We start from the raw sequence: 21,363 nt of genomic DNA on the forward strand, positions 1-21,363 counted from the left end.
TGAAGCGGGAGAAGCGCGATCGGAGGTAAAAATTGTGCGACATTGCGCACAATTCTGGGGCTTGCCCGGCCTTGTTCCGGCCGCACCCTCCGCCCGCTCGTCCCGACTCACCGCAAAGCCTTAGCCCAGGCCGCTTTCGCGCCAATGACCGGCAACGCCCCGGCGATGCTTGCCGATTGATTCATGCGCCGGATCGTGCCCGGCGCGTACCCTACAGTATGCCAGCCCCGCGTGGCGGTTCTGGTAAATCCGTCCTTGCGGCACAAAGTGCCCCGGACCTTGCTGCCGGGCGCCTGTTTCACGCCCGGTTTCGCGCCGTGTTTTGCTCCCCTCTCCCGCACGCGGGAGAGGGGTTGGGGGAGAGGGGCGGAGCTTCCACGAAGTGGCGGCCTTCGCCATTCGCAAGCGCCCACCCTCTCCCCCGGCCCCTCTCCCACAAGTGGGAGAGGGGAGAACACCATCAGTCATGCTGGCGCCCCGCGGTACATCGCGGGAGAACACCTGCCGTCATGCCGGCCTCGTCGACGCACCGGCATGACATCGCCGCAACTCAACCCTTGAGCGTCTGCTCCAGCACGTGCAGCTCGTGGTTGAGCTGCGCGTCCTTGCTGCGTTCGTCGGCGATCTTGCGCACCGCGTGCAGCACGGTGGTGTGGTCGCGCCCGCCGAACAGCTCGCCGATTTCCGGCAGGCTCTTCTGCGTGAGTTCCTTGGCCAGGTACATGGCGATCTGGCGGGGCCGCGCGATGTTGGCGGGCCGCTTCTTGCTGTACATGTCCGCGACCTTGATGTTGTAGAAATCGGCGCAGGTCTTCTGGATGTTTTCCACGGAGATCTGGCGGTTCTGCACGGTCAGCAGGTCCTTCAGCGCTTCGCGGGTGACATCGATGGTGATGTCCTTGCCGTGGAAGTTGGAGAAGGCCAGGATCTTGCGCAGCGCGCCTTCGAGCTCACGCACGTTGGAGCGCAGGTGCTTGGCGACGAAGAAGGCGACTTCCTCGGGCACGCTCACGTTCTCGGCGGCGGCCTTCTTCATCAGGATGGCCACGCGCATTTCCAGCTCGGGCGGCTCGATGGCCACGGTCAGGCCGGAGTCGAAGCGCGAGATCAGACGGTCGTCGATGCCGCTGATTTCCTTGGGGTAGGTATCGCTGGTGATGATGACCTGGGCCCGGTTGGCGATCAGCGCCTCGAACGCGTAGAAGAACTCTTCCTGCGTGCGGTTCTTGCCCGAGAAGAATTGAATATCGTCGATCAGCAGCAGGTCGAGCGAGTGGTAGTAGCGCTTGAACTCGTCGAAGGCCTTGCGCTGGTACGCCTTGACCACGTCGGAGACGTACTGCTCGGCGTGGATGTAGCGGATGCGCGCGCGCGGGTTCTCCAGCAGCATGAAGTTGCCGATGGCGTGGATCAGGTGGGTCTTGCCCAGGCCAACGCCGCCGTACAGATACAGCGGGTTGTACGACTTGCCGGGGTTGTTGGCCACCTGGATGGCGGCGGCGCGCGCGAGCTGGTTGGCCTTGCCGGTGACGAAGTTGTCGAACGTCAGGATCGGGTTCAGGCGCGAGCGCTCGTGCACCGTGTCGTTCTGCTGCTGGCCGCCCTGGCCATTGCCGGGATGGCCGCCCGGGTGATTGCCGGGGTGGCCGCCCTGGCCGCCGCCCGGCATGGGCTGCTGCGGCTGGGGCACGCGGTAGGAGCGGGCACTGGCTTCGGCCGGGTCGAGCTGCGGCACGTCGATGTCGACCAGTTCGCCGACCATGCCGCCCATGCCGGCGCCCTGGCCGGCATGGCCCGCGTGGCCCGGATGGGCCGCCTGGGCCCCGGCGTAGCTGGCGGAGTAGGGCGCCTGCGCGCCGCGCTGGCCGCCCTGGCCGTTCTGGGCCGGCGCGGCGCCCTGGTGCATCGGGTTGCCGTAGCCGGGCTGCATGCCGGGCTGGCCGAAGTTCTGCGACAGCGGCTGGCCGGTGGGATAGCCGGGGCCGGCCTGCTGCGGCGCCATGCCGGGCTGGCCCGGCTGGCCGCCTTGCGGATAGCCGGCGGCGGCGCGGCCCGAGGCGGCGGGGTCGAGGACGAAGTGAACGCTGACGTTGGCCTCCCAGTACTCGCAGGCGAGCGCCGTGATGCGGCCGGAGAACTGGCTTTTCACCCAGTCGAGCTTGAAGCGGTTGGGCGCGGCAATGCGCAGCGCATGCGCTTCCTCGTCGAAGGCGACAGGCGCCAACGGCTTGATCCAGGTCTTGAACTGTTGCGGCGTCAGCTCGCGCTCGAGTTGCGCGGCTGCCGCCTGCCAGAAATCTTGCATTGTCTTCTTGTTCGGTGTTCGCCACGGGTTGCGCGGACAGTCCGGCCGGAAGGGCGACGTAAAGGACAGCGGGACGGCGGAACGGCCGGCAGGGATCGGTGGCGCATCCCTGTCGGCTGTTCCGCCGGTCCTGTCCTGTATACCCTTCAGCCTGATAAAGCGACCGCGCATCGCGATCCGCAACTGACCCCCGCAAGCCCGGCTTCCCCTGTGACGGAACGCGACACTCGACGCGACAAGCGGGAGCCGCCGGCGGGCCGCGCGGCGAATGAGACGAGTTCGCCGCCGCCCGCTGCGCGTCCGTTGTCCGGCGTGCCAGGGGTGAGTCCGGGGTTGCGCTTGCGCCACGCAGCCCGTGTGGTGTTTGGACCCGGATTGTACCCCCCGCCCTGAGTTATCCACAAAGGATAAGTCTGTGGATAAGTTGTGGAGATGCAGTGAATTGTTGTGCACAACCCCTTGTCCGGCGCGGGTTTCCGGGTAGGCAAAACACCCGAAAAGCCAATCCAAACAGAGACTTCGCTCGACTTCGGAGGGCCTGGCGGGCGGCACGGATACAAAAAAACTTACCCACTGGCGATTGTGGACAATGAAATACAACAGCGGACTGCGTATTTTTGCGGCAGGGGTGCCGCGCAAGTCTCTCGACCATATGGCGCCTTGACACATCGCGCGAAAATCAGTTAAATGGCGGGTTCTGCGATGCGGCAGGGGATCACGTATGCGCATCGCCGGGTCTGACCTGTTCCGTGCAAGACCGGTTTCGTTCCACGCGGCTTTCGGCCGGCTGGGGCGCACCGGAAATGGCTGGATTGGCCGGAACAGGCAGCGGGCCGAGCAGGCTTCCCGAACCTGCGTCGCAAGCGCCGACATCGTCGGCGCGCGAGATACACGGCCGGCGGCAAGACAATCACCGCAGTCGGCAAGACCGCATCCGCGGCAGCCCAAGCGAACCATACGCGGCGGCCACGGCGCCCCGGCTCACGCCGGAGGCCGGGCGAGCCAAGATCAACCAGAGAGTGCAACATGAAACGTACCTACCAACCTTCCGTTACCCGCCGCAAGCGTACCCATGGTTTCCGCGTGCGCATGAAGACCCGCGGCGGCCGTGCCGTCATCAACGCTCGTCGCGCCAAGGGCCGCAAGCGCCTGGCAGTCTAAGGGCCTGGCGACCGGCCATGAGGGCGCCCAGCGCGCCGTCGTGGCCAACCGCCTCGCCTTTCGGATGGCCGGGAGCCCGCAGCCAGGTGCAGCTTTACCGCTAGCTTTGCCCAGCGTGCCTACCCATGCCTACCCCAAAGCCGCGAGGCTCACAAAGACGGATGAGTTTTCATCCGTTTTTGCTTTGCGCCCGCGCCGGCGCAGCCAGCACTTCGTGCTGTATGTGGGCGAGAACGGCCTGCCGCAGGCGCGCCTCGGCGTGGTGGTGGGCAAGAAATTCGCGGCGCGCGCCGCCGAGCGCAACATGGTGAAGCGCATGGTGCGGGAACTGTTCCGCCATCGGCAGGACCAACTCGCGGGCCGCGATGTGCTGCTGCGCCTGCAGGCCAAGTTTCCGCGCGCGGAGTTTGCCAGCCGCAGCGCCGTCCGCCGGGTCTGCCTGGCGGAGCTGACCGGCCTGTTCGAGGTGGCGGCGCGTCCGCTTGCGCCACGTCCCGCCGGCCCCGCCACACCGTCCGTCGCGCCTTCCGGGGTGTCGCCGCCGAAGTCCGCGCCTTCCGGCACCCCTGCCTGACCCGCCATGAAGCGAATCCTGCTAGCCCTGCTGCGCATCTACAAGATCGCCCTGAGCCCGTTCTTCGGCTCGCAGTGCCGCTTCCTGCCCACCTGTTCCGACTACGCCCGCGAGGCGATCCTGCGCCACGGCGCGGGCCGCGGCACCTGGATGGCCGCGTGCCGGCTGTGCCGTTGCCATCCGTTCACGGATGGCGGGTATGATCCGGTGCCGCCCGCATCGCCAGCAGCACCGGCAGCATCAACACAGCAAGACCGGGGATCCGCCGCGTCTGGCCCGGCGCCAGTCACGATCCGGCTACCCCGCCCCTGATTTCCTCCGACCACAGCGAGACATGGATATCAAACGCACCATACTCTGGGTCATCTTCTCGATGGCCCTCGTGCTGCTCTACGACAACTGGCAGCGCGCCAACGGTCATCAGTCGATGTTCTTCCCGAGCGCGAACCAGCAGGCCGCCCCGGCGGCCGGCGGCGCCTCGGCCGCGCAAGGCGACGTGCCCAAGGCCAACGCGGCCGCCGGCGCCACCGCCGCGGCACCGGCCGCCGCGCCGGCAGCCGCCGTGCAGCCGGCCGGCGAGAAGATCGTGGTGAGCACCGACGTGATGCGTGCCACCATCGACACCGCCGGCGGCATCCTCTCGCGCCTGGAGCTGCTGAACCAGCATGAGAAGGACGGCCAGCCCGTGGTGCTGTTCGAGCGCGACGCGACCCGCACCTACCTGGCCCGCTCCGGCCTGACCGGCGGCGACATGCCCAACCACACCACGGTGTTCGCCGCCTCGGCCGGTCCGCGCGACCTGGCCGGCACGGACAAGGTGGAAGTGACGCTGACCGGCGAGAAGGACGGCGTGAAGCTGGCCAAGACGTACATCTTCCACAAGGGCAGCTATGTGGTGGACACGCGCTTCGCCGTGACCAACGACAGCGGCAAGCCGGTCTCGCCGACGCTGTACCTGGAACTGACGCGCGACGGCAGCAAGGTCGAGCAGTCGCAGTTCTACAGCACCTTCACCGGCCCGGCCATCTACACCGACGCCGACAAGTACCACAAGATCACCTTCGACGACATCGGCAAGGGCAAGGCCAGCGTGCCGGCGGCCACCAGCAGCGGCTGGGTGGCGATGGTGCAGCATTACTTCGCCTCGGCCTGGATCCCGCAGGCCGGCAAGGAGCACAGCTTCTACGTCGAGAAGATCGACAACAACCTGTTCCGCGTGGGCGTGCAGCAGCCGCTGGGCCAGGTCGCCCCGGGTGCCACCGTGACCACCGATGCGCGCCTGTTCGCCGGCCCGCAGGAAGAGCGCATGCTCGAGAAGATCACCCCGGGCCTGGAGTTGGTGAAGGACTACGGCTGGCTGACCATCCTGGCCAAGCCGATCTTCTGGCTGCTGGAGAAGATCCACGGCATCCTGGGCAACTGGGGCTGGTCGATCATCGCGCTGACGGTGCTGATCAAGCTGGTGTTCTTCCCGCTGTCGGCGGCGAGCTACAAGTCCATGGGCAAGATGAAGGACCTGCAGCCGCGCATGACCGCGATGCGCGAGCGCTACAAGGGCGATCCGCAGAAGATGAACCAGGAGATGATGGCGCTGTACCGCACCGAGAAGGTCAACCCGCTCGGCGGCTGCCTGCCCATCGTGATCCAGATCCCGGTGTTCATCGCGCTGTACTGGGTGCTGCTGTCGTCGGTGGAAATGCGCGGCGCGCCGTGGCTGGGCTGGATCCACGACCTGTCGGTGCCGGATCCGTTCTACATCCTGCCGGTGCTGATGGCCGTGTCGATGTTCGTGCAGACCAAGCTGAACCCGACCCCGCCGGACCCGGTGCAGGCCAAGGTCATGATGATCATGCCGCTGGTGTTCTCGTTCATGTTCTTCTTCTTCCCGGCCGGCCTGGTGATGTACTGGGTGACGAACAACGTCCTGTCGATCGCCCAGCAATGGCAGATCAACCGGATGCTCGGCAAGGGCAAGGCGGCCGCGGCCGCCAAGGCCTGAGGCGAAGAGACGGCTCGGGCCGGCGGGTGACGAACCCGCTGGCCACGATAAAAAGCCCGGCGCATGCGCCGGGCTTTTTATTGGGTTCCCGGCCGCGTACCGGGCGTCATTCCGCCTCGTGGCAGACCGCCTCGATGTTGTGCCCGTCCGGGTCGAGCACGAAGGCGCCGTAGTAGTTCGGGTGGTAGTGCGGACGCAGGCCCGGCGCGCCGTTGTCGCGCCCGCCGGCGGCGAGTGCGGCCTGGTAGTAGGCGTCCACCTGCGCGCGGGTCCGCGCGCGGAAGGCCACATGCAGCGGCGGCTGGTTGGGCGCGCCGCCGTTGATCCAGAATTCGGGCTTGCCCGGCGGCCCGAAGCCAGCCACGTCGGTATGCCCGGTCACGCTGGCCGGCAGCTCCATCACCTTGACCATGCCGATGGCGCCGAGCGCGGCGGTGTAGAACGCGCGGCTCCTGGCGAAATCGCTGACGCCCACGCCGGTGTGATCGATCATCTTTCGGTTTCTCCTTGAAGAAAATGGCCGTTCAGGCCAGGTCGAGCACGCTCATGGTGGCGTTGAAGCGGCTCACCAGCACCGCCTCGCCGTGCACGCTGGCGAAGACGTCGGCCTCCACCACGATGATGGCGCGGCCGGACTTGAGCACGTCGGCGCGGCAGGTCAGGCGGTCGCTGCGCGCGGCCCTGAGCAGGTTGATCTTGAATTCGGCGGTGACTACGTGGCGCCCGGCGTCGAGCATGGTGGCGGCCGCCGCGCCGGCGGTGTGGTCGGCGATGGTAGCCTGCACGCCGGCATGCACCACGCCGCCGTGCTGCAGGTGCCGCGGCGTGACCAGCAGCTCGCTCTCGCACCAGCCGGGCCCGCAGTCCACCAGGCGGATGCCCACGTCCGTGACGAAGGCGGCGTCACGGAAACCGGCCTCGATGGTATCCCGCAGCAAACGCCGTTCCTGTTCGGTGGACATGGCCGCCTCCTCGCGCTCTGGTGGCCGGGCTCCCGACAGGCGGACGGCCCGGTGCGCCCATTGCAGCGCGAAGCCGGCGCGCTGTCAATGCGTGGCCCCTCGCTCACTCTTTGACTGGCCGCATAGGCATCCCCATCCGGAAGGTGCGGCGCACCCGCCACAATCGCCTACACTGGCTTATACCCGTCCCGCCTGGACACCGGCCCGGAAGCCACCGCCGACCACCATGCCCGCCGCCAATCCCACCAGCCGCCTGCACGCCGGCATGCGTGCCATCGACGCTTTCGTGGTGCTGGCCGATGACGGCCTCGCCGCCATCGCCGACCAGCTCGACGCGCTGAACCGGCGCGACCATCCCGACGACGTCCACGCGCTGCGGGTCGCGGTGCGGCACCTGCGCGCGGTCTGCTGGGCCTTCGGGCCGGCCCTGCCCAAGGCCATGCGCGCGCGCTGGCGCGACAGCCTGCGCCAGCTCGCGCGGGCCGCCGGCGACGTGCGCGACTGGGACGTGTTCATCGGCGAGACGCTGCGGCCCGCGCTCGACCGGCAGCCCGGCGATCCCGTGCTGGCCGCGCTGAGCGACGTCGCCACGATGCGGCGCCACCTCGCGCGCGCCACCATGATGGCGCAGCTGGCGCAGTACCAGCACTGGCCGCTGCCGGCGCTGCACCGCGACCTCGCCCACCTCGGCAGCGGCACCGTGCACGGCCCGCGCGCCGGCGCGCGGGCGCGCCTGGACACCTTCGCGCGCCGCCGCATCCGGCGCGCGCGCGAACGGGTGAAGGCGCTGGCGCGCGCCGCGCGCGGCGCGGACCTGGCGCGCGTGCACCGCTACCGCATCGGCAGCAAGCGCCTGCGCTATGCCATCGAGGCGCTGGCGCCGGTGCTGCCGAAGCGCTTCGGCCAGCGCCTGCACGACAAGCTGGTCAGGCGCCAGGGCCAGCTCGGCAAGACCGTCGACAACGCCGTGGCGCGCCGCCTGATGGCCGAGTGCATGAACACGCCCGCGCCGGGCGCGCAGGCGCCATCGCCACCATCGCTGCCACCTCCGCCATCCCCGCCACCCCCACCGTCCGCGCGGGACTGATCTGCGACAATATCGCCATGACCGCATCCCAGCCCCGCTCCCACGCCGCCGCCACGCCCATCGCCGCCATCGCCACCGCGCCCGGGCGCGGCGGCATCGGCGTGGTGCGCGTGTCCGGCCCCGATGTCGGCGCCATCGCGCGCGCCGTCTGCGGCCAGGCGCTCAAGCCGCGCCATGCCACCTATCTGCCGTTCCTCGACGCGCGCGGCAAGGCCATCGACCACGGCCTCGCGCTCTATTTCCCCGCGCCGAATTCCTACACCGGCGAGGAAGTGCTCGAACTGCAGGGCCACGGCGGCCCGGTGGTGATGCAGATGCTGCTGGCGCGCTGCCTCGAAGCGGGCCGCGAGACCGGCCTGCGCCTGGCCGAGCCCGGCGAGTTCACGCGCCGCGCCTTCCTCAACGACAAGCTCGACCTGGCCCAGGCCGAAGCCGTGGCCGACCTGATCGAAGCCAGCACCGAAGCCGCCGCGCGCTCGGCCGCGCGCTCGATGGAAGGCGAGTTCTCGCAGGCCATCCACGCGCTGGTCGAGCAGGTCATCCACCTGCGCATGCTGGTGGAAGCCACGCTCGACTTCCCCGAGGAAGAAATCGACTTCCTCGAAGCCTCCAACGCGCGCGGCCAGCTCGCCGTCATCCGCGCAGCGCTGTGCGGCGTGCTCGCGCAGGCCAAGCAGGGCTCGCTGCTGCGCGAAGGCCTGTCGGTGGTGCTGGCGGGACAGCCCAACGTCGGCAAGTCGTCGCTGCTCAACGCGCTGGCCGGCGCCGAGCTGGCCATCGTCACGCCGATTCCCGGCACCACGCGCGACCGCGTGCGCGAAACCATCCAGATCGAAGGCATCCCGCTGCATATCGTCGACACCGCCGGCCTGCGCGACGACGCCGCCGACGAAGTCGAGCGCATCGGCATCGAGCGCACCTGGGAAGCCGTGCGCCGCGCCGACCTCGTGCTGCACCTCGTGGACGCCGCCGACTACGTCGAGCACGGCCTGTCCGAGACCGACGACGCCATCGACGACCGCCTCTCCGGCCACCTGCCGCCCGGCTCGCCGATCCTGCGCGTGGTCAACAAGATCGACCTTGCCCCCGCCGTGGGCGCCCGGCACTTCGGCGCCAACCGCCCCCACGTGGTCGCCGCCAACGGCCCCAATCCGGCCGAGGTCTGGATCTCCGCGCGCACCGGCTCCGGCATCGACCTGCTGCGCGGCCAGTTGCTGCGCCTGGTGGGCTGGCAATCCGGCAACGAAGGCACCTTCCTCGCGCGCGAGCGGCATCTCACCGCGCTGCGCAACGCGCAATCCCACCTCGACCTCGCCGCCGAGCGCGCCGAGCAGCAAGCGCAGGCGCTCGACCTGTTCGCCGAGGAACTGCGCCTGGCGCAGGATCATCTCAACAGCATCACAGGCGAGTTCACCAGCGACGATTTGCTGGGGACTATTTTTACGCGGTTCTGCATCGGGAAGTGAGGCAGGCTGAGGTCTCCTGATACAGCCAAGAGTCGCGTAAATGTTTCACCGGCGTCCGCGTCCGCCGCGCCATGTATCAACGATGACTCATCCAGAATCACCGCAGGTTGTCGCTCTTCATTGACGCTGTCCGTGCACGCCGCGCAAGGACAGCGCTCCATCCCGCTGCGTTGTCGATGTGACACCCCGCCTGTGCGGTTTTGGCGGCTCCGCAAGCAACTTTGTCCGTTCGATGTCGGCCCCAAGCCATAGATTCGTAGCACGGGATGCGAGGCAGCCCGCCAGGGGCAAGACGCGCCGGCGGCGGCAGCGGCCAAGCGCGGCTTGCCGTACTCGGCCGGCTCCGCCTCGCTCCTGGCCTGTGCACCAGCGGAGCTACACGCTATGCGTGACCACGACATCGAAGCGCAGCCGCCCCGGCTACAAGTATTCGAAGGTGTCGTTCCCCGGCAGTTGCTGGCGGAGATGAATGCGACCGTCGACGCCTGCAGGCAGGCGTGGCGGCCGGCAGATGGCCGTCGCGCCACGGACACGGCGGCGCAGTTTGCCGAGCTGCTGCGGCGGCACGATCCGTTCCGGCTGGCCGAGCGGCAGGCCTGCGCGCGTTCGCGGCAAGGCGCGCGGCAGGCGGGCTGGGCCATCGAGCGCGCCCAGCCGCTGTACGTGCTGCGCTGTATCAACGGCGGCCTGCGCGGGCAGAGCCATCTGCGACACTACGATTCCCATATCCTGACGCTGCTGATTCCGCTGCAGCAGGCGGCGCCGTCGCGCGAGAACGGCGACCTGATCCTCTACCGGCATCCGCGCGAAGCCGTGGCGGCGTGGAAGAACGTCATCACCAAGGTGCGGCTGATCCTGATGCGCTCGCTGCCGTTCGTCGTGCGCCGGGCGCTGACCTTCCACCATCTCGCGCACGGCCGCTGCGAGCGCGTCGCGTGCGTGCCGGGCAACGTCTACGTGTTCAACGGCTTCATCACGCTGCATGCGAACCTGCACGTCGAAGCGGGCGAGCGCCGCTCGCTGATCTTCCACTATTACGATCCCGGCCTCACCGCGGGGCTGAACCACGTGCCGCGCGCCTGGCGGGCGCTGCGGGACCGGCTGCTCGACGCGATCCAGCCGGTCCGCTCGCGCGACTGACCGGCGGCCGGCCGGCGCGCTCGCGCCGGGACGATCGCGCGTGCTCCCGCTCGCGTACTCCTTGCGGTACATGGCGGCACCGCCGCCGATGCCCGCCGCGGGCGCTCCTATACTGGAACCGCTGGAACAGCCTTCCGCGCGTAGCGTCACGGGCCGGCGCTGGTGTACGCGCGGATCCACATCGGCCCGGACCCAGGCTAGGAGAACGTCATGACCAATGCGCAAGGACATCTCGTCGGTACCCTGAACCACCTGATCGAGGTCGGCAAGGACGGCGAACTGAGCTGCACGACCGGCGCCCGCGAAGTGCAGAGCCCCGAGATACGCGCCATCCTGACCGGCACCGCGGAAACCTGCCGCGCCTCGGTGATGGAGCTGCAGGCGCTGGTGACTTCGCTCGGCGCCCAGCCGCGCGACCGCGGCAGCATGGGCGGCGCGCTGCACCGCGGCTGGATGGAGGTGCTGCACGTGATCGCGCCGCACAACGACGACGCCGTGCTGCAACTGTGCGAGCGCGACGAGGAAGCGGCCAGGCGGGAATACCAGGCGGCCCTGACCGGGGACATGCCGGCCGAGGTGCGCGCGGTGGTGCAGCGCCAGTACGAGGGCATGCAGTGGCATCACCAGCGCATCCACGCCATGCGCGGCATGCAGGTCCACTAGCGGACGGTGGCGCGGACGGCAGCGCCGCCGCGCCTCACCACACGCGCGGCACCAGCCGGTACCGCACGCGGGCCGCGTAGGCGGCGTAGCCGTCCAGCCCGCGCAGCAGCTCGCGGTCTTCCATCGCCGTGCGGAACACGATGCCGGCGGCGAGCAGCAGCGACCCCGCCACGCCCCACCACGACCCCAGCAGCAGCGCATTGGCCGGCAGGAAGACCAGCACGGCCGCGTAGAGCGGATGGCGCACCAGCGCGTAGGGGCCGCTGGACACCACGCGATGCCCGCGCTCGGACTGGATCCGCACCACCGGGGCGAGGAAGGTGTTCTCGCGGCAGACCCGGTCGATGGCGGCATAGGACAGCACCAGCAGCACCGCGCCCGCGCCTTGCAGCCACGCCGGCATGACCGACCAGCGGTAGCGTCCCGCGTCCAGCCCCATCAGCGCCAGCCACGCGCACCACGCCACGCCCACGGCCACCATGAAGACGCGGTCCCACAGCGGCTGCCCGCGCTGCACCGGCGGCTTCAGGCGCTCGGCCAGCAGCGCGGGATCGTAGCGGGCCATGCGCCACGTCACCACCGCGGCGCCGCCGAAGAACAGCGCCAGGTACGCCCAGCCCGCGGGCCACGCCAGCGTGCCCGCCGCGCCGAACAGCAGGGCGGCGAAGACCAGCGCCTCGGCCGCCAGCGCGAACGCAAGCCTGAACTTCATGGCGGATGCCCTCCTTGCGGCGTCCCGCGCCGGCATGCCGCCGGGAACGGCGGCGCAGTGAAGTGCGATGGGGAACGCGGCAGGGGCTACAATGGGCCGTTTCAGCGAACGAGCCACTGCCATGTCCGATTATCCGCGTTATACCCTCAATCGCTCGCTCGTCATCCTGGTGCCCCAGCAGCCGTTCTTCGACTGGATCATGGCCGTGGACACCGACCCCGTACCGTCGCTCACGCTCGAGAACGTGCGCGAGGACCAGAGTACCTTCCTGGTGCCGGACGAGGTCTCCAACGCCGCCCAGGCCGTGCAATGGGTGGAGGAGCGCTGGCGCGCCTTCTTCGAGTTCATGCTGGGAGAGTGGTTCGAGGAGTCGGCCTGGCCGGCGGCCCTGACGCTCGAGCAGTTCCGCGAGTGGTTCACGGTGCAGCACCACTCCACGGTGTTCGACATGGCGCTGGACTTCGGCATCGAGCACGAGGACTGGGAAGCCGAGGAGGAAGAGGAGGACGACGGCGAACCGGGGCTGCACCGGCTGCACTGAGGCCGTTGGCGTGGCCCGCATGGCCTGCATGACCTGTGAGGCGCGCGCCATGCCTGTGGACAAGTCTGTGGAGAAGCCCGAATAACCCTGTGGGCAAAGCTGTGGGCAAGGTTGTGGGCAACCCGCCGCGAAAGCCGCCATCCCCGCCATGCCGGCGGCGTTGCCCGCCCGTGCCGGCCGCGCCCGTCCCGCCCGACCTTCTTGCCCGCCCCCTCTTTACCGCAGGAAACCCCGGATGTTGAACCGTACCCAGAAGACCCTGATCGGCGTCGTCGCCGTGGCCGTGCTGGCCATGCTGTGGCTGACCGGCAACCATGAGCAGCAGCAGCTCGAGCCGGCCGCGGCGGATGCCGCCGCCGATGCCTCCGCAGCCGCGGCCGCCACCGAGGCGGCCAGCGGCGCGCGCGGCGTGCCGCGCAACGGCACGCTCGACCCGATCAGCATCGACCCGGCGCGCTCCACCGACGTGCTGCCGCAATACCAGGCGGATACGCTGGTGGACGACTACCAGGACAACCCCGGCGCCGCGAACGACCGCTATCGCGGCCAGTATTTCATCGTGGAGGGCGTGGCCGCCGGCGTGCGGCGCGAGAGCGGCGACAACGTGTTCCTCGACATCCGCTCGAACAACCCGGCCGTGGCGGTGCGCGCCAGGCTGCTGCCCCAGCAGATCTGCGGCCCGGCCGGGCGCACCTGCGAAGTGGAGGCGCGCGCCACGATGGTCCGGCGCGGCCAGAAGGTGGCGGTGGAATGCACCGGCGCGGGCCAGGTGGACGGCTCGCCGCTGCTGGAAGGCTGCCTGGTCCGCGGCGGCGCCAACTGAGCGGCGCCGGCGCCTTTTTCCATCGATTCCACGCCCGTTTCCCGGCTTCCGCATGCAAACCCTGCTCTCCGTCCTCGCCCTGACCATCCTGATCGTGACCGCGGTCGGCCTGGTCTCGCCGCCGTTCATCAGCAACGCCTTTCTCAAGGGCCGCCCGGTCGGCCGCCTGCAGATCCTGCTGGTCGGCGTGTTCCTGGCCGCGATCTGCCTGGTGGCGGTCGGCAGCATGGCCACGCCGCCGGCCGCCGGCTGAGCGGCACGCGCGGCGCTTCGGCAGGCCGCTCCCGCGGCTTTGCGATGCCCGCGCCACCCGCGCCGGCCCGGAAATGCCGGACACGAGACTTGCGGGGCGCGTCCCGCGGGCGGACCAGCGCGGCCGCTTCGGGTCGCCAACGGTAGCTCCCGCCGTCCGCCAGCCGTCTCCGGCTGGCGTTTTTCCGGGCTGGCGGACCGTTTTTCCCGCTCTGTTCCACCGATTGACCGCGCGGCAACACGCCTAAAGTTGGCGGGCGCGCGTGCCGGGAGCACGCGCCCACCCGCCATGCGCCCAGGAACATCATGAAAATAGCATTGCTTGCCGCCAGCCTAGGCCTGCTGGCCACCGGCTGCGCCACCTACCAGGCGGTCGTGCCGGTCGACCGCGGCGACCGTATCGCCTCCATGCAGCCGGCCGACGGCACGCTGTTCTGCGTGATCACCAACCAGTCCAGCGGCAACGCCTACCTGGGCGCGCTGCGCGAGTCGCTCGAGGCGCGCGGCTTCGAGTTCAAGCAGCTCGCGCCGGGCTCGTCGGTGGCGGCCTGTCCCTATACCGCCACCTACTACGCGCAGCGGCAGTCGTACTGGCGCGATTTCCTCAGCTCGCTGGACATGGTGGTCTACATCAACGGCGAGCGCGCTGGCCAGGCGAAATACGACGCGCTGCGCAGCGCCGGCGGCATCAACCTGAGCGACCTGATCCCGCCCGGGCAGAAGATCGAGGACGTGGTGGAGCAACTGCTGCCCGGCATGCGGCCCCGGCCGGCCGCCGCCGGCACCGCGCCGTCGGCCCCGGCAGCCCCTTCCGCGCCGGCCGCGTCCGCTACGCCAGCCTGAATACCTCCACCGCCTGACGCAGCTCCTGCGCCTGCTGGTGCAGGCTCTGCGCGGCCGCCGCGGCCTGCTCGACCAGCGCGGCGTTCTGCTGGGTGGCGTTGTCCATCTCGTTCACGGCGCCGTTGACCAGCGCGATGCCCTGCGCCTGCTCGCGCGAGGCCACGGTGATGTCGCCCATCAGCGCGGCGATGCCTTCCACGCGGCGCACGATGTCCTCGATGGCGGCGCCGGCCTGCTGCACCGCCTCGTTGCCGGCGCGCACGTCGGCCACGGTGCGCTGGATCAGCGTCTTGATCTCGCCGGCGGCGCCGGCGCTGCGCTGCGCCAGCCCGCGCACCTCGCCCGCCACCACCGCGAAGCCGCGCCCGTGCTCGCCCGCGCGGGCGGCTTCCACCGCCGCGTTGAGCGCGAGGATGTTGGTCTGGAAGGCGATGCCGTCGATCATGCCGATGATGTCCACCACCTTCTGCGCGTTGCCGTGGATGCCGGCCATCGTGCCGACCACGCGCGCCACCGTGGCGCCGCCGGTGCGCGCGGCCTCGGCGGCGCTGCGCACGGCCTCGTTGGCGTCGTGCGCGCTGTCCGCGTTCTGCTTCACGGTGGCGGAAAGCTCGTCGATGCTCGACACGGTGCGCTCCAGGCTGGTCGCCTGCGCGGCGGTGCGCGCCGACAGGTCGGCGTTGCCGCTGGCGATCTGGCTGGTGCTGCCGGCGATGGCCGCCGCGCTCGCGCGCACGGTGCCGACGATGTCCGACAAACCCTGGCCCACGCCGTCGATGGCGCGCAGCAGCCGGCCCATCTCGTCCTGGCGCCGGCTCGCCATGCGCGTGCCGAGGTCGCCCCCGGCGATGCGCGCCGCGGCCTGGGCGGCGGTGCCGAGCGGCACGCTGACCATGCGCCGCAGCAGCCACCAGAAGCCCGCCGACACCACCAGCGCCAGCGCCACGCCGGCCAGCAGGAAGCGGTCGCGGCTCGCCACCAGCCCGGCGCGCAGCGTCTGCACCGGCACCGAGCCGGCGATGATCCACTGCCAGTCCGGGTAGGTGGTGAAGGCCGTCACGCGCTCGGCCGCGGGCGTGTTGCCCAGCGCCGCGGTGTGCGTCATCACGCCTTGCCTGCCGGCGATCATGTCGCGCACCCAGGGCTTGCCGCCGGCGTCGGTGGCGTTCAGGATCACGCTGCCCTCGGCGGCGCCGCGGCCGACCATCAGGCGGCCCTGGTCGGGGCCGGGGCTCGCGTCGATCACCATGAACTCGCCGTCGCCGCCGACCTGCTTGCGGCGGATGCGGTTCTTCAGCATGGCCAGCTCGGCATTGACGTTGACGCCGACGAACAGCGCGCCCACCACGCGGCCGGTGGCGTCGCGCACGGGCTCGTACTTGCTCATGTACGGCTTGCCGAACAGCCACGCCAGCGCGCGGTAGGCGCGGCCCGACATCAGCGCGGCGTAGGCCGGATGGGTGCGGTCGAGCACGGTGCCCACGGCGCGCTCGCCGCCCTGCTTCTTGAGCGACGTGGTGATGCGCACGAAGTCCTCGCCGCTGCGCGCGAACACCGTGGCGGCGGCGCCGCCGGTGGTGGCCTGGAAGCTGTCGGGAATGGCGAAGTTGCCGTTGAGCGTGACCTCGCCGCTCCTGAAGCGCGGCGTGGCCTGGCCGGCCACCTCCACGGTATCGGCCGCGTCCAGCGTGTACGGGCCGGGCACCTGCGCGGCGAAGCTGAGCATGAAGCGGTCGGACTCCTGCAGCATGGTGTCGTCGAGCTGGCCCACCAGTTCGCGCAGGGTGTCGGCCTCGGCCACGATGGCGTTGCGCGCCTGCGCCTCGAGCAGGTTCATGCTGCTGGCCGACAGGGCCAGCGCATAGGCGCCGAACACCGCCAGTTGCACCAGCAGCACCACCGCGGCGATGCGCGTGCCGATGCTCCAGGCGCCGGGGTGCAGCCGCGCGCGCAACGGGCGCGCGGACGGTGGCCTGCCGGAAGACGAGGCGGGGGACGGCGCGGCAGGTCGCGGGGACGGCGCGGCGGCATGGACAGTGACAGTTGAACGCAAGAGCAGCTCCGTCAATGAGTGCCATGCGCCACCTGGCGCACGGGCGGCGCGCGCTCTGCGGCGCGTCGCCATTGCGGAGGTTTACGGCGGGCGCGCCGCGGCCTTGACCGCCGCGCGGCGAAATCGCCTAGAAGCGCGGCTCTAGCTTGCGCGCGGTGCAGCCGGCGCTTCGTTGTGGTGCATTTTGCCGCGCGTCCTGCCCGCGGGCCGCGCCCGATCATGCCCGAACGATCACGCCCGAACGATCATCCCGCCGGCCATTGAGCCAACCATTCAGCCGACCAGCCGGCCCAGCCGCACCACGGTCACGCCGGGGCGCAACTGGCGCAGCGACGGCATCACCAGCACGCAGTCCGGGTAGGGCGTCACCACCGGCTCGCCGTCGCGCCAGCCGATCACGGTGCCGGCCTCGGGGAAGGTCTCCAGCCCGGTGTACGGGCCGGCGAAGCGGAAGTCCATGCTGGCGGCCACCACCGGCTCGGTCACGCGCACCACGCGCTGCGGCCGCGGCGGCTGCAGCCAGCCGGCGGGCACGTCGGCCGCGTCAATGATGCCGGCGTTGAGCAGGAAGCGCGCGGTGCTGTCCTTCGCCACGCTCACCGAAGCGGTTTCCCAGTGCTGGCCGCATTCGATCAGCAGCGCGTTCTTCGCGCTGGCGGCGTCGCCGAAGCCTTCGTAGTCGCGCATGCGGCGGCCTTCGGGGTGGCCTTCGTCGACGATCACGTTGGCCGGCGCGCCGACCGCGCGCGCCAGCTCGATGCCCTTGTCGAGCGGGCCGGAGACGATCAGCGGCAGGCTCTTCTCGTGCATCGAGTGCAGATCCAGCAGCAGGTCCACGGTGTCGATCACCGGGCGCATGGCGCGCGCGCGGCGCAGTTCGGACGAGTCGCGGCCGGCGTCGTCGAGCACGGCGGCGGTCCACACGCGGTTGAAGTCCTGGTCGACGTAGCGCGAGGCGTCGGGCTTCGCCGCGTCGAACGTGTGGTACGCATCCACGTTGGCGAAGGCCAGCGTCAGGCGGCCGCGGCGCGGGCGCAGGCCGGCGTCCAGCAGCGCCTTGACGGTGATGGCGCCGCACACCTCGTTGCCGTGCGTGAGCGCGTTGATCATCACGTGCGGGCCGGGCGCGCCGCTGTCGAAGGTGTGCACGTAGGGCACGCCCGCGTTGCCGGCGGCGTAGGGGCGGATGTCGGGGAATTCGACTTCGACCGGATAGGCGTCGAAGGTAGGGACTTGGGTATGCATGTGTGTGGGTTGGCTAGCTTGCCTGTTTAAGCGGGAATCCCGGCGGCCGGAAATCCGGGCGCCGCTGGTGGCAAGCAAATGGCACGCCTGCCGCCGTTTGCCGCCATCGTTGCCATTATTGGTGCATTGCGGTTATTCGTGGATGCCGGCGGCCTGCACGATGGCCTTGTACTTGCCGGTCTCGCGCTTGACGAAGGCGGCGAACTGCGCCGGGCCGCCCGGCGCCACCGCCACGCCGGCCTCGGCCAGCTTCTTCTTCACCTCGGGCAGCGCCAGCACGGCCTGCATCTCGGCGTCGAGGCGCTCGACGACCGCGCGCGGCGTGCCGGCCGGCGCCATCAGCCCGAACCACACGCCCATGTCCACGCCCCTGAGCGCGCTGCTCTCGGCCAGCGCCGGCACGCCGGGCGCCACCTGGGCGCGGTGCGCCTCGGTCACGCCATAGGCCTTGACGCGGCCGGCCTGGATATGGGGCAGGGCGGACGACAGCACCATCACGGCGAGGTCGATCTGGCCGCCGAGCAGGTCGGTCGACATGGCCGACGCGCCCTTGTAGGGCACGTGCGTGATGTTGACCTTGCCCTGCTGCTTGATGAGTTCGCCGGCGAGGTTCAGCGGCGTGCCCACGCCCGACGAGGCATAGGCCAGCTTGCCCGGCTGCGCGCGCGCCAGCGCGATCAGCTCGTCGGCGTTCTGCGCCGGCAGCCCGGGCTTGCCCACCAGCACCATCGGCTGCGTGCCGACGAAGGTGATGGGCGCGAGGTCGCGCTCGCCGTCGTAGCGCACGGCGGGATTGGTCAGGCGCGCGATCGAGACCTCGCTGCCCGAGCCCATCAGCAGCGTGTAGCCGTCCGCGTCGGCCTTGACCACCCTGGCCGCGCCGATGGTGCCGCCGGCGCCGCCGAGGTTCTCGATCACCACGCTCTGGCCCAGGCGCTTGCCGAGCTCCGGCGCGATGGTGCGCGCCACCAGATCGACGCTGCCGCCGGCGGTGTAGCCCACCACCAGCGAGATCGGCCTGGCGGGCCAGCCCGCCGCGCCGGCGACGCCGGCAAGCAGGCACAAGGACGCGGCGGCGGCCGCGCGCAGCAGTTTGTTCATGGCTCTCTCCCTTCGTGGATTCGTGGTCTCGCCGCCGTGCGCATGTATGGATATGCGGATATGGCGATGTGCGGCGATCTTAGAGAGCGGGCGGGCGCAGCAACGTGCGGCTTTGGCAACGGCGCTTGCCGAATCGGCAAGGCGGCGCGGGAAAAGGAAAAAGCTAGGCGGCGGTGGCGGCGCGCCAGAAGGCCTCGGCCAGCGCGCGCATGGGCGCGCGCGTGCGGTACAGCAGGATCTGCATGGCGAGGTCGGACTCGCCGCCGGCCTCCAGCCCCGCGCGCACCAGACGCCCGGCATGGAGGTCGTCGGCGATCAGCCGCGCTGGCAGCCACGCCAGGCCCATGCGCTGGCGCACCATCTCGTGCACCGACTCGGGGAAATCGCTCACCGCGATCACGTCCAGCCGCGCGGCCAGCCGGCGCCGCGCGATCTCGCCGTCGACCATGCGGCCCAGCGTGAGCGTCTCGGCATACGCGATCATCGGCACCGGCGCGTGCCGGCCGCGCGCCTGCAGCTTGTACTGCGGGCCGCCGCCGGGCGCCGCGGCGCTCACGCAGACCAGCCGCTCCTCGCCGGCGAGATAGCGCTGGTAGCGCGCCTCGTCCAGCGTCACCGGCTGCTCGGGCGAGTTGTAGCAGAGCAGGAAGTCGGCGTCGCCCTCGGTGAACATGGCCAGCGCGTCGTGCGTGGGGAACGTCGACAGGCGCGTGCGGAAGCCGGCCGCCACCGGGTCGTGGCGCAGCGCGTGGCGCAGGCCCGCGAGCCACGCCGGCACCATCGAGCGCGCCAGCGTCTTGCCGGTGGCGATCACCACCGTGCTGGCATCGGCGCGGTGCGCCGCGCGCAGCGACAGGCGCGCCTCGTCCAGCGTGCGCAGCGCGTCCCCGGCGGCTTCGAGGAACTGGCGGCCTTCGTCGGTCAGGCGCACCGGGAACACGCTGCGGTCGATCAGCGGCGCGCCGGCCCACACTTCCAGCGCCTGCATGCGGCGCCCGAACGCGGGCGGCGTGACGTTGCGCAGCTCGGCCGCGCGCGCGAGGCTGCCGGCCTGGGCCAGGCACACGAAATCCTCGAGCCAGCGGATATGCATGGGAAGGTGCGGTGAAGTTGACGGTCGATGAAGCGGCGCGGACATTGTAGCGGCATGCCGGCACCGTGCAGGCTTCTCCTGGATACCGCGCGGGCGCCATACGTGCGCCATACATGGGCCATACGGGCGCCGCGCGAGTCGGGTAGAATTTTTCGCATGGCCCTCTTCAAGCGCAGCGCCGCGTCCTCCTCCAGTTCCCCGCCGGACAGTGCCTCGGGCAATGCGCCGGGCAATGCGCCGAGAAGCGCGCCAAGAAGCGCGAAACCGGGAAGCGCGAAAGACGGCGCGCCCGCCGAGTACACCATCGACGAACTCGCGCGCGCGGCCGGCACCACGGTGCGCAACGTGCGCTCCTACCAGGACCGCGGCCTGATCGACCCGCCCGAGCGGCGCGGCCGCGTCGGCATCTACACGCAGGCGCACCTGGGCCGCCTGCGCCTGATCAACCACCTGCTGGCGCGCGGCTACACGCTCAACAACATCCAGGAACTGCTCAAGGCCATCGTCGAGGGCCACGACCTGCGCTCCATCCTCGGACTGGAATCCGCCATCGCCAGCCCGTGGACCGACGAAGTGCCGCGGCACTACTCCTACCTCGCGCTGGCCAGGCTGTTCGGCCGCGCGGTGTCGCGCCCGGCGCTGGCCAAGGCCATCGCGCTGGGGCTGCTGGAGCCGGACGGCATGGGCTACCTCGCGCGCAGCCCGCGCACGCTGGCCGCCGGCGCCGAGATCGCGCGCGCGGGTTTCCCGATCGAGGACGTGCTCGCCATCATCGAACATGCGCGCGGGCATTTCGAAGCGGTGTCGGACCGCATCGTGGCGATGGTGGTGCGCGAGCTGGACCGTTTCGGCGAAGGCAAGCTGCCACCGCCGCAGGACGTGCCGCGGCTGGTGGACATCCTCTGGCGTATCCGCCCGCTGGCGATGGTGGCGGTGGAAGCGGAGATGATGCGGGCGCTGGAGTTGTCAGCGAACAAGTATCTTGGAGATCGGGTGGCGGCGATTATTGAGCATTTGCATGATGGGGATGAGCGGGCCTGAGCGGCTGGGCTTTTTTGGTTATTTGGTTTTTTAAGACAAAGGCTTTAAAGAATTAAAGTCAGATTCAAAGGCTTAACTTCAAGGTCAAGGGCTGAACGTCAAAGTCAAAGTCAAAGGCTTTCGCTCCCCCGGAGCGACCTACTTTCTTTTCCCCGAAAAGAAAGTAGGCAAAGAAAGCGGGCTGCCTGGCCGGCAGGGGCAGAAACGTTGGGATTTCTCTTGTTGGTGGTTTCGTGGTGGGGCCTGTAGTTCTGCTGGCATCCTGCCGTTACCGGTGCGAGCGGCCACGATCTGGCTGACGG

At 70.0% G+C, this 21,363-nt stretch carries 21 protein-coding genes; 13 read left to right on the forward strand and 8 right to left on the reverse strand.

The features are described from left to right. Positions 1-550: 550 nt before the first annotated feature. Positions 551-2,305: a chromosomal replication initiator protein DnaA gene (gene dnaA, locus AC3WXD_RS27125; RefSeq protein WP_020204200.1), complete on the reverse strand. Its 1,755-nt coding sequence runs from the start codon at positions 2,303-2,305 to the stop codon at positions 551-553. A 1,026-nt stretch (positions 2,306-3,331) separates the two neighbouring features. Here dnaA and rpmH point away from each other — a divergent pair. From rpmH to yidC, 4 genes are all read left to right on the forward strand, one after another. Next, entirely contained in the window at positions 3,332-3,466 is a 135-nt protein-coding gene (rpmH, locus tag AC3WXD_RS27130) for a 50S ribosomal protein L34 (RefSeq protein WP_006578231.1), read from the forward strand. 115 nt (positions 3,467-3,581) lie between these two features. Continuing rightward, positions 3,582-4,040 carry a ribonuclease P protein component gene (gene rnpA, locus AC3WXD_RS27135; RefSeq protein ID WP_492325022.1) on the forward strand — a complete coding sequence of 153 codons (459 nt, stop codon included), beginning with the start codon at positions 3,582-3,584 and terminating at the stop codon, positions 4,038-4,040. Positions 4,041-4,046: 6 nt separating this feature from the next. Next, entirely contained in the window at positions 4,047-4,352 is a 306-nt protein-coding gene (gene yidD, locus AC3WXD_RS27140; protein WP_081651461.1) for a membrane protein insertion efficiency factor YidD, read from the forward strand. A gap of 22 nt (positions 4,353-4,374) precedes the next feature. Further along, entirely contained in the window at positions 4,375-6,039 is a 1,665-nt protein-coding gene (yidC, locus tag AC3WXD_RS27145; protein ID WP_059410983.1) for a membrane protein insertase YidC, read from the forward strand. Between the two features lie 106 nt (positions 6,040-6,145). Here yidC and AC3WXD_RS27150 read toward each other — a convergent pair whose 3' ends face one another. Continuing rightward, the gene (locus tag AC3WXD_RS27150; RefSeq protein ID WP_492325023.1) at positions 6,146-6,532 is read right to left on the reverse strand and encodes a VOC family protein; all 387 of its coding nucleotides are present in this window, start codon (positions 6,530-6,532) and stop codon (positions 6,146-6,148) included. Between the two features lie 31 nt (positions 6,533-6,563). Continuing rightward, positions 6,564-7,001 (reverse strand): PaaI family thioesterase, encoded by a 438-nt coding sequence (locus AC3WXD_RS27155; protein ID WP_059410982.1) that lies wholly within the window; start codon positions 6,999-7,001, stop codon positions 6,564-6,566. A 226-nt stretch (positions 7,002-7,227) separates the two neighbouring features. On the opposite strand from AC3WXD_RS27155, the gene AC3WXD_RS27160 reads away from it, so the two are divergent. The 4 genes from AC3WXD_RS27160 to AC3WXD_RS27175 all read left to right on the forward strand — a co-directional run bounded on the left by AC3WXD_RS27160 (position 7,228) and on the right by AC3WXD_RS27175 (position 11,357). Then, a complete protein-coding gene (locus AC3WXD_RS27160) occupies positions 7,228-8,088 on the forward strand; it encodes a CHAD domain-containing protein (RefSeq protein WP_492325024.1) in 861 nt (286 codons plus the stop codon). A gap of 17 nt (positions 8,089-8,105) precedes the next feature. Continuing rightward, a complete protein-coding gene (mnmE, locus tag AC3WXD_RS27165) occupies positions 8,106-9,554 on the forward strand; it encodes a tRNA uridine-5-carboxymethylaminomethyl(34) synthesis GTPase MnmE (protein WP_492325025.1) in 1,449 nt (482 codons plus the stop codon). 384 nt (positions 9,555-9,938) lie between these two features. After that, positions 9,939-10,694 carry a hypothetical protein gene (locus tag AC3WXD_RS27170; protein ID WP_155888153.1) on the forward strand — a complete coding sequence of 252 codons (756 nt, stop codon included), beginning with the start codon at positions 9,939-9,941 and terminating at the stop codon, positions 10,692-10,694. Between the two features lie 210 nt (positions 10,695-10,904). After that, positions 10,905-11,357, forward strand: coding sequence for a PA2169 family four-helix-bundle protein (locus AC3WXD_RS27175; protein ID WP_059410980.1), 453 nt, complete (start codon positions 10,905-10,907; stop codon positions 11,355-11,357). Between the two features lie 34 nt (positions 11,358-11,391). Here the strand turns inward: AC3WXD_RS27175 and AC3WXD_RS27180 are convergent, their stop codons facing one another. Then, on the reverse strand, positions 11,392-12,069 hold the full coding sequence (locus tag AC3WXD_RS27180; RefSeq protein WP_492325026.1) for a methyltransferase family protein: 678 nt from the start codon (positions 12,067-12,069) through the stop codon (positions 11,392-11,394). Between the two features lie 121 nt (positions 12,070-12,190). Here AC3WXD_RS27180 and AC3WXD_RS27185 point away from each other — a divergent pair, with 121 nt between their 5' ends. The 4 genes from AC3WXD_RS27185 to AC3WXD_RS27200 all read left to right on the forward strand — a co-directional run bounded on the left by AC3WXD_RS27185 (position 12,191) and on the right by AC3WXD_RS27200 (position 14,528). After that, a complete protein-coding gene (locus AC3WXD_RS27185; RefSeq protein ID WP_020204210.1) occupies positions 12,191-12,610 on the forward strand; it encodes a hypothetical protein in 420 nt (139 codons plus the stop codon). 235 nt (positions 12,611-12,845) lie between these two features. Further along, positions 12,846-13,433, forward strand: a complete 588-nt coding sequence (locus tag AC3WXD_RS27190) for an OB-fold putative lipoprotein (protein ID WP_020204211.1) — start codon at positions 12,846-12,848, stop codon at positions 13,431-13,433. Positions 13,434-13,485: 52 nt separating this feature from the next. After that, on the forward strand, positions 13,486-13,686 hold the full coding sequence (locus AC3WXD_RS27195; protein WP_020204212.1) for a hypothetical protein: 201 nt from the start codon (positions 13,486-13,488) through the stop codon (positions 13,684-13,686). A 305-nt stretch (positions 13,687-13,991) separates the two neighbouring features. Continuing rightward, on the forward strand, positions 13,992-14,528 hold the full coding sequence (locus AC3WXD_RS27200) for an Sbal_3080 family lipoprotein (protein WP_029043856.1): 537 nt from the start codon (positions 13,992-13,994) through the stop codon (positions 14,526-14,528). Here the strand turns inward: AC3WXD_RS27200 and AC3WXD_RS27205 are convergent. The 4 genes from AC3WXD_RS27205 to AC3WXD_RS27220 form a co-directional block, all read right to left on the reverse strand. Further along, positions 14,515-16,482 (reverse strand): methyl-accepting chemotaxis protein, encoded by a 1,968-nt coding sequence (locus AC3WXD_RS27205; RefSeq protein WP_492325027.1) that lies wholly within the window; start codon positions 16,480-16,482, stop codon positions 14,515-14,517. The genes AC3WXD_RS27200 and AC3WXD_RS27205 overlap by 14 nt on opposite strands. 372 nt (positions 16,483-16,854) lie before the next feature. Continuing rightward, entirely contained in the window at positions 16,855-17,826 is a 972-nt protein-coding gene (locus AC3WXD_RS27210; protein WP_059410978.1) for a M14 family metallopeptidase, read from the reverse strand. A 132-nt stretch (positions 17,827-17,958) separates the two neighbouring features. Continuing rightward, on the reverse strand, positions 17,959-18,927 hold the full coding sequence (locus AC3WXD_RS27215; RefSeq protein ID WP_059410977.1) for a Bug family tripartite tricarboxylate transporter substrate binding protein: 969 nt from the start codon (positions 18,925-18,927) through the stop codon (positions 17,959-17,961). Between the two features lie 163 nt (positions 18,928-19,090). After that, positions 19,091-20,020, reverse strand: a complete 930-nt coding sequence (locus tag AC3WXD_RS27220; RefSeq protein WP_020204217.1) for a LysR family transcriptional regulator — start codon at positions 20,018-20,020, stop codon at positions 19,091-19,093. 156 nt (positions 20,021-20,176) lie between these two features. On the opposite strand from AC3WXD_RS27220, the gene AC3WXD_RS27225 reads away from it, so the two are divergent. Next, positions 20,177-21,061, forward strand: coding sequence for a MerR family transcriptional regulator (locus AC3WXD_RS27225; RefSeq protein WP_492325028.1), 885 nt, complete (start codon positions 20,177-20,179; stop codon positions 21,059-21,061). Positions 21,062-21,363 lie beyond the last annotated feature (302 nt).

Source organism: Cupriavidus sp. FW216-B1 (assembly GCF_058789195.1).

Coding starts and splice junctions, on each gene's coding strand:
- dnaA (WP_020204200.1), bottom strand. CDS start 2,305: ATGCAAGATTTCTGGCAGGCGGCAGCCGCGCAACTCGAGCGCGAGCTG.
- rpmH (WP_006578231.1), top strand. CDS start 3,332: ATGAAACGTACCTACCAACCTTCCGTTACCCGCCGCAAGCGTACCCAT.
- yidD (WP_081651461.1), top strand. CDS start 4,047: ATGAAGCGAATCCTGCTAGCCCTGCTGCGCATCTACAAGATCGCCCTG.
- yidC (WP_059410983.1), top strand. CDS start 4,375: ATGGATATCAAACGCACCATACTCTGGGTCATCTTCTCGATGGCCCTC.
- AC3WXD_RS27150 (WP_492325023.1), bottom strand. CDS start 6,532: ATGATCGATCACACCGGCGTGGGCGTCAGCGATTTCGCCAGGAGCCGC.
- AC3WXD_RS27155 (WP_059410982.1), bottom strand. CDS start 7,001: ATGTCCACCGAACAGGAACGGCGTTTGCTGCGGGATACCATCGAGGCC.
- AC3WXD_RS27160 (WP_492325024.1), top strand. CDS start 7,228: ATGCCCGCCGCCAATCCCACCAGCCGCCTGCACGCCGGCATGCGTGCC.
- mnmE (WP_492325025.1), top strand. CDS start 8,106: ATGACCGCATCCCAGCCCCGCTCCCACGCCGCCGCCACGCCCATCGCC.
- AC3WXD_RS27170 (WP_155888153.1), top strand. CDS start 9,939: ATGCGTGACCACGACATCGAAGCGCAGCCGCCCCGGCTACAAGTATTC.
- AC3WXD_RS27175 (WP_059410980.1), top strand. CDS start 10,905: ATGACCAATGCGCAAGGACATCTCGTCGGTACCCTGAACCACCTGATC.
- AC3WXD_RS27180 (WP_492325026.1), bottom strand. CDS start 12,069: ATGAAGTTCAGGCTTGCGTTCGCGCTGGCGGCCGAGGCGCTGGTCTTC.
- AC3WXD_RS27185 (WP_020204210.1), top strand. CDS start 12,191: ATGTCCGATTATCCGCGTTATACCCTCAATCGCTCGCTCGTCATCCTG.
- AC3WXD_RS27190 (WP_020204211.1), top strand. CDS start 12,846: ATGTTGAACCGTACCCAGAAGACCCTGATCGGCGTCGTCGCCGTGGCC.
- AC3WXD_RS27195 (WP_020204212.1), top strand. CDS start 13,486: ATGCAAACCCTGCTCTCCGTCCTCGCCCTGACCATCCTGATCGTGACC.
- AC3WXD_RS27200 (WP_029043856.1), top strand. CDS start 13,992: ATGAAAATAGCATTGCTTGCCGCCAGCCTAGGCCTGCTGGCCACCGGC.
- AC3WXD_RS27210 (WP_059410978.1), bottom strand. CDS start 17,826: ATGCATACCCAAGTCCCTACCTTCGACGCCTATCCGGTCGAAGTCGAA.
- AC3WXD_RS27215 (WP_059410977.1), bottom strand. CDS start 18,927: ATGAACAAACTGCTGCGCGCGGCCGCCGCCGCGTCCTTGTGCCTGCTT.
- AC3WXD_RS27220 (WP_020204217.1), bottom strand. CDS start 20,020: ATGCATATCCGCTGGCTCGAGGATTTCGTGTGCCTGGCCCAGGCCGGC.
- AC3WXD_RS27225 (WP_492325028.1), top strand. CDS start 20,177: ATGGCCCTCTTCAAGCGCAGCGCCGCGTCCTCCTCCAGTTCCCCGCCG.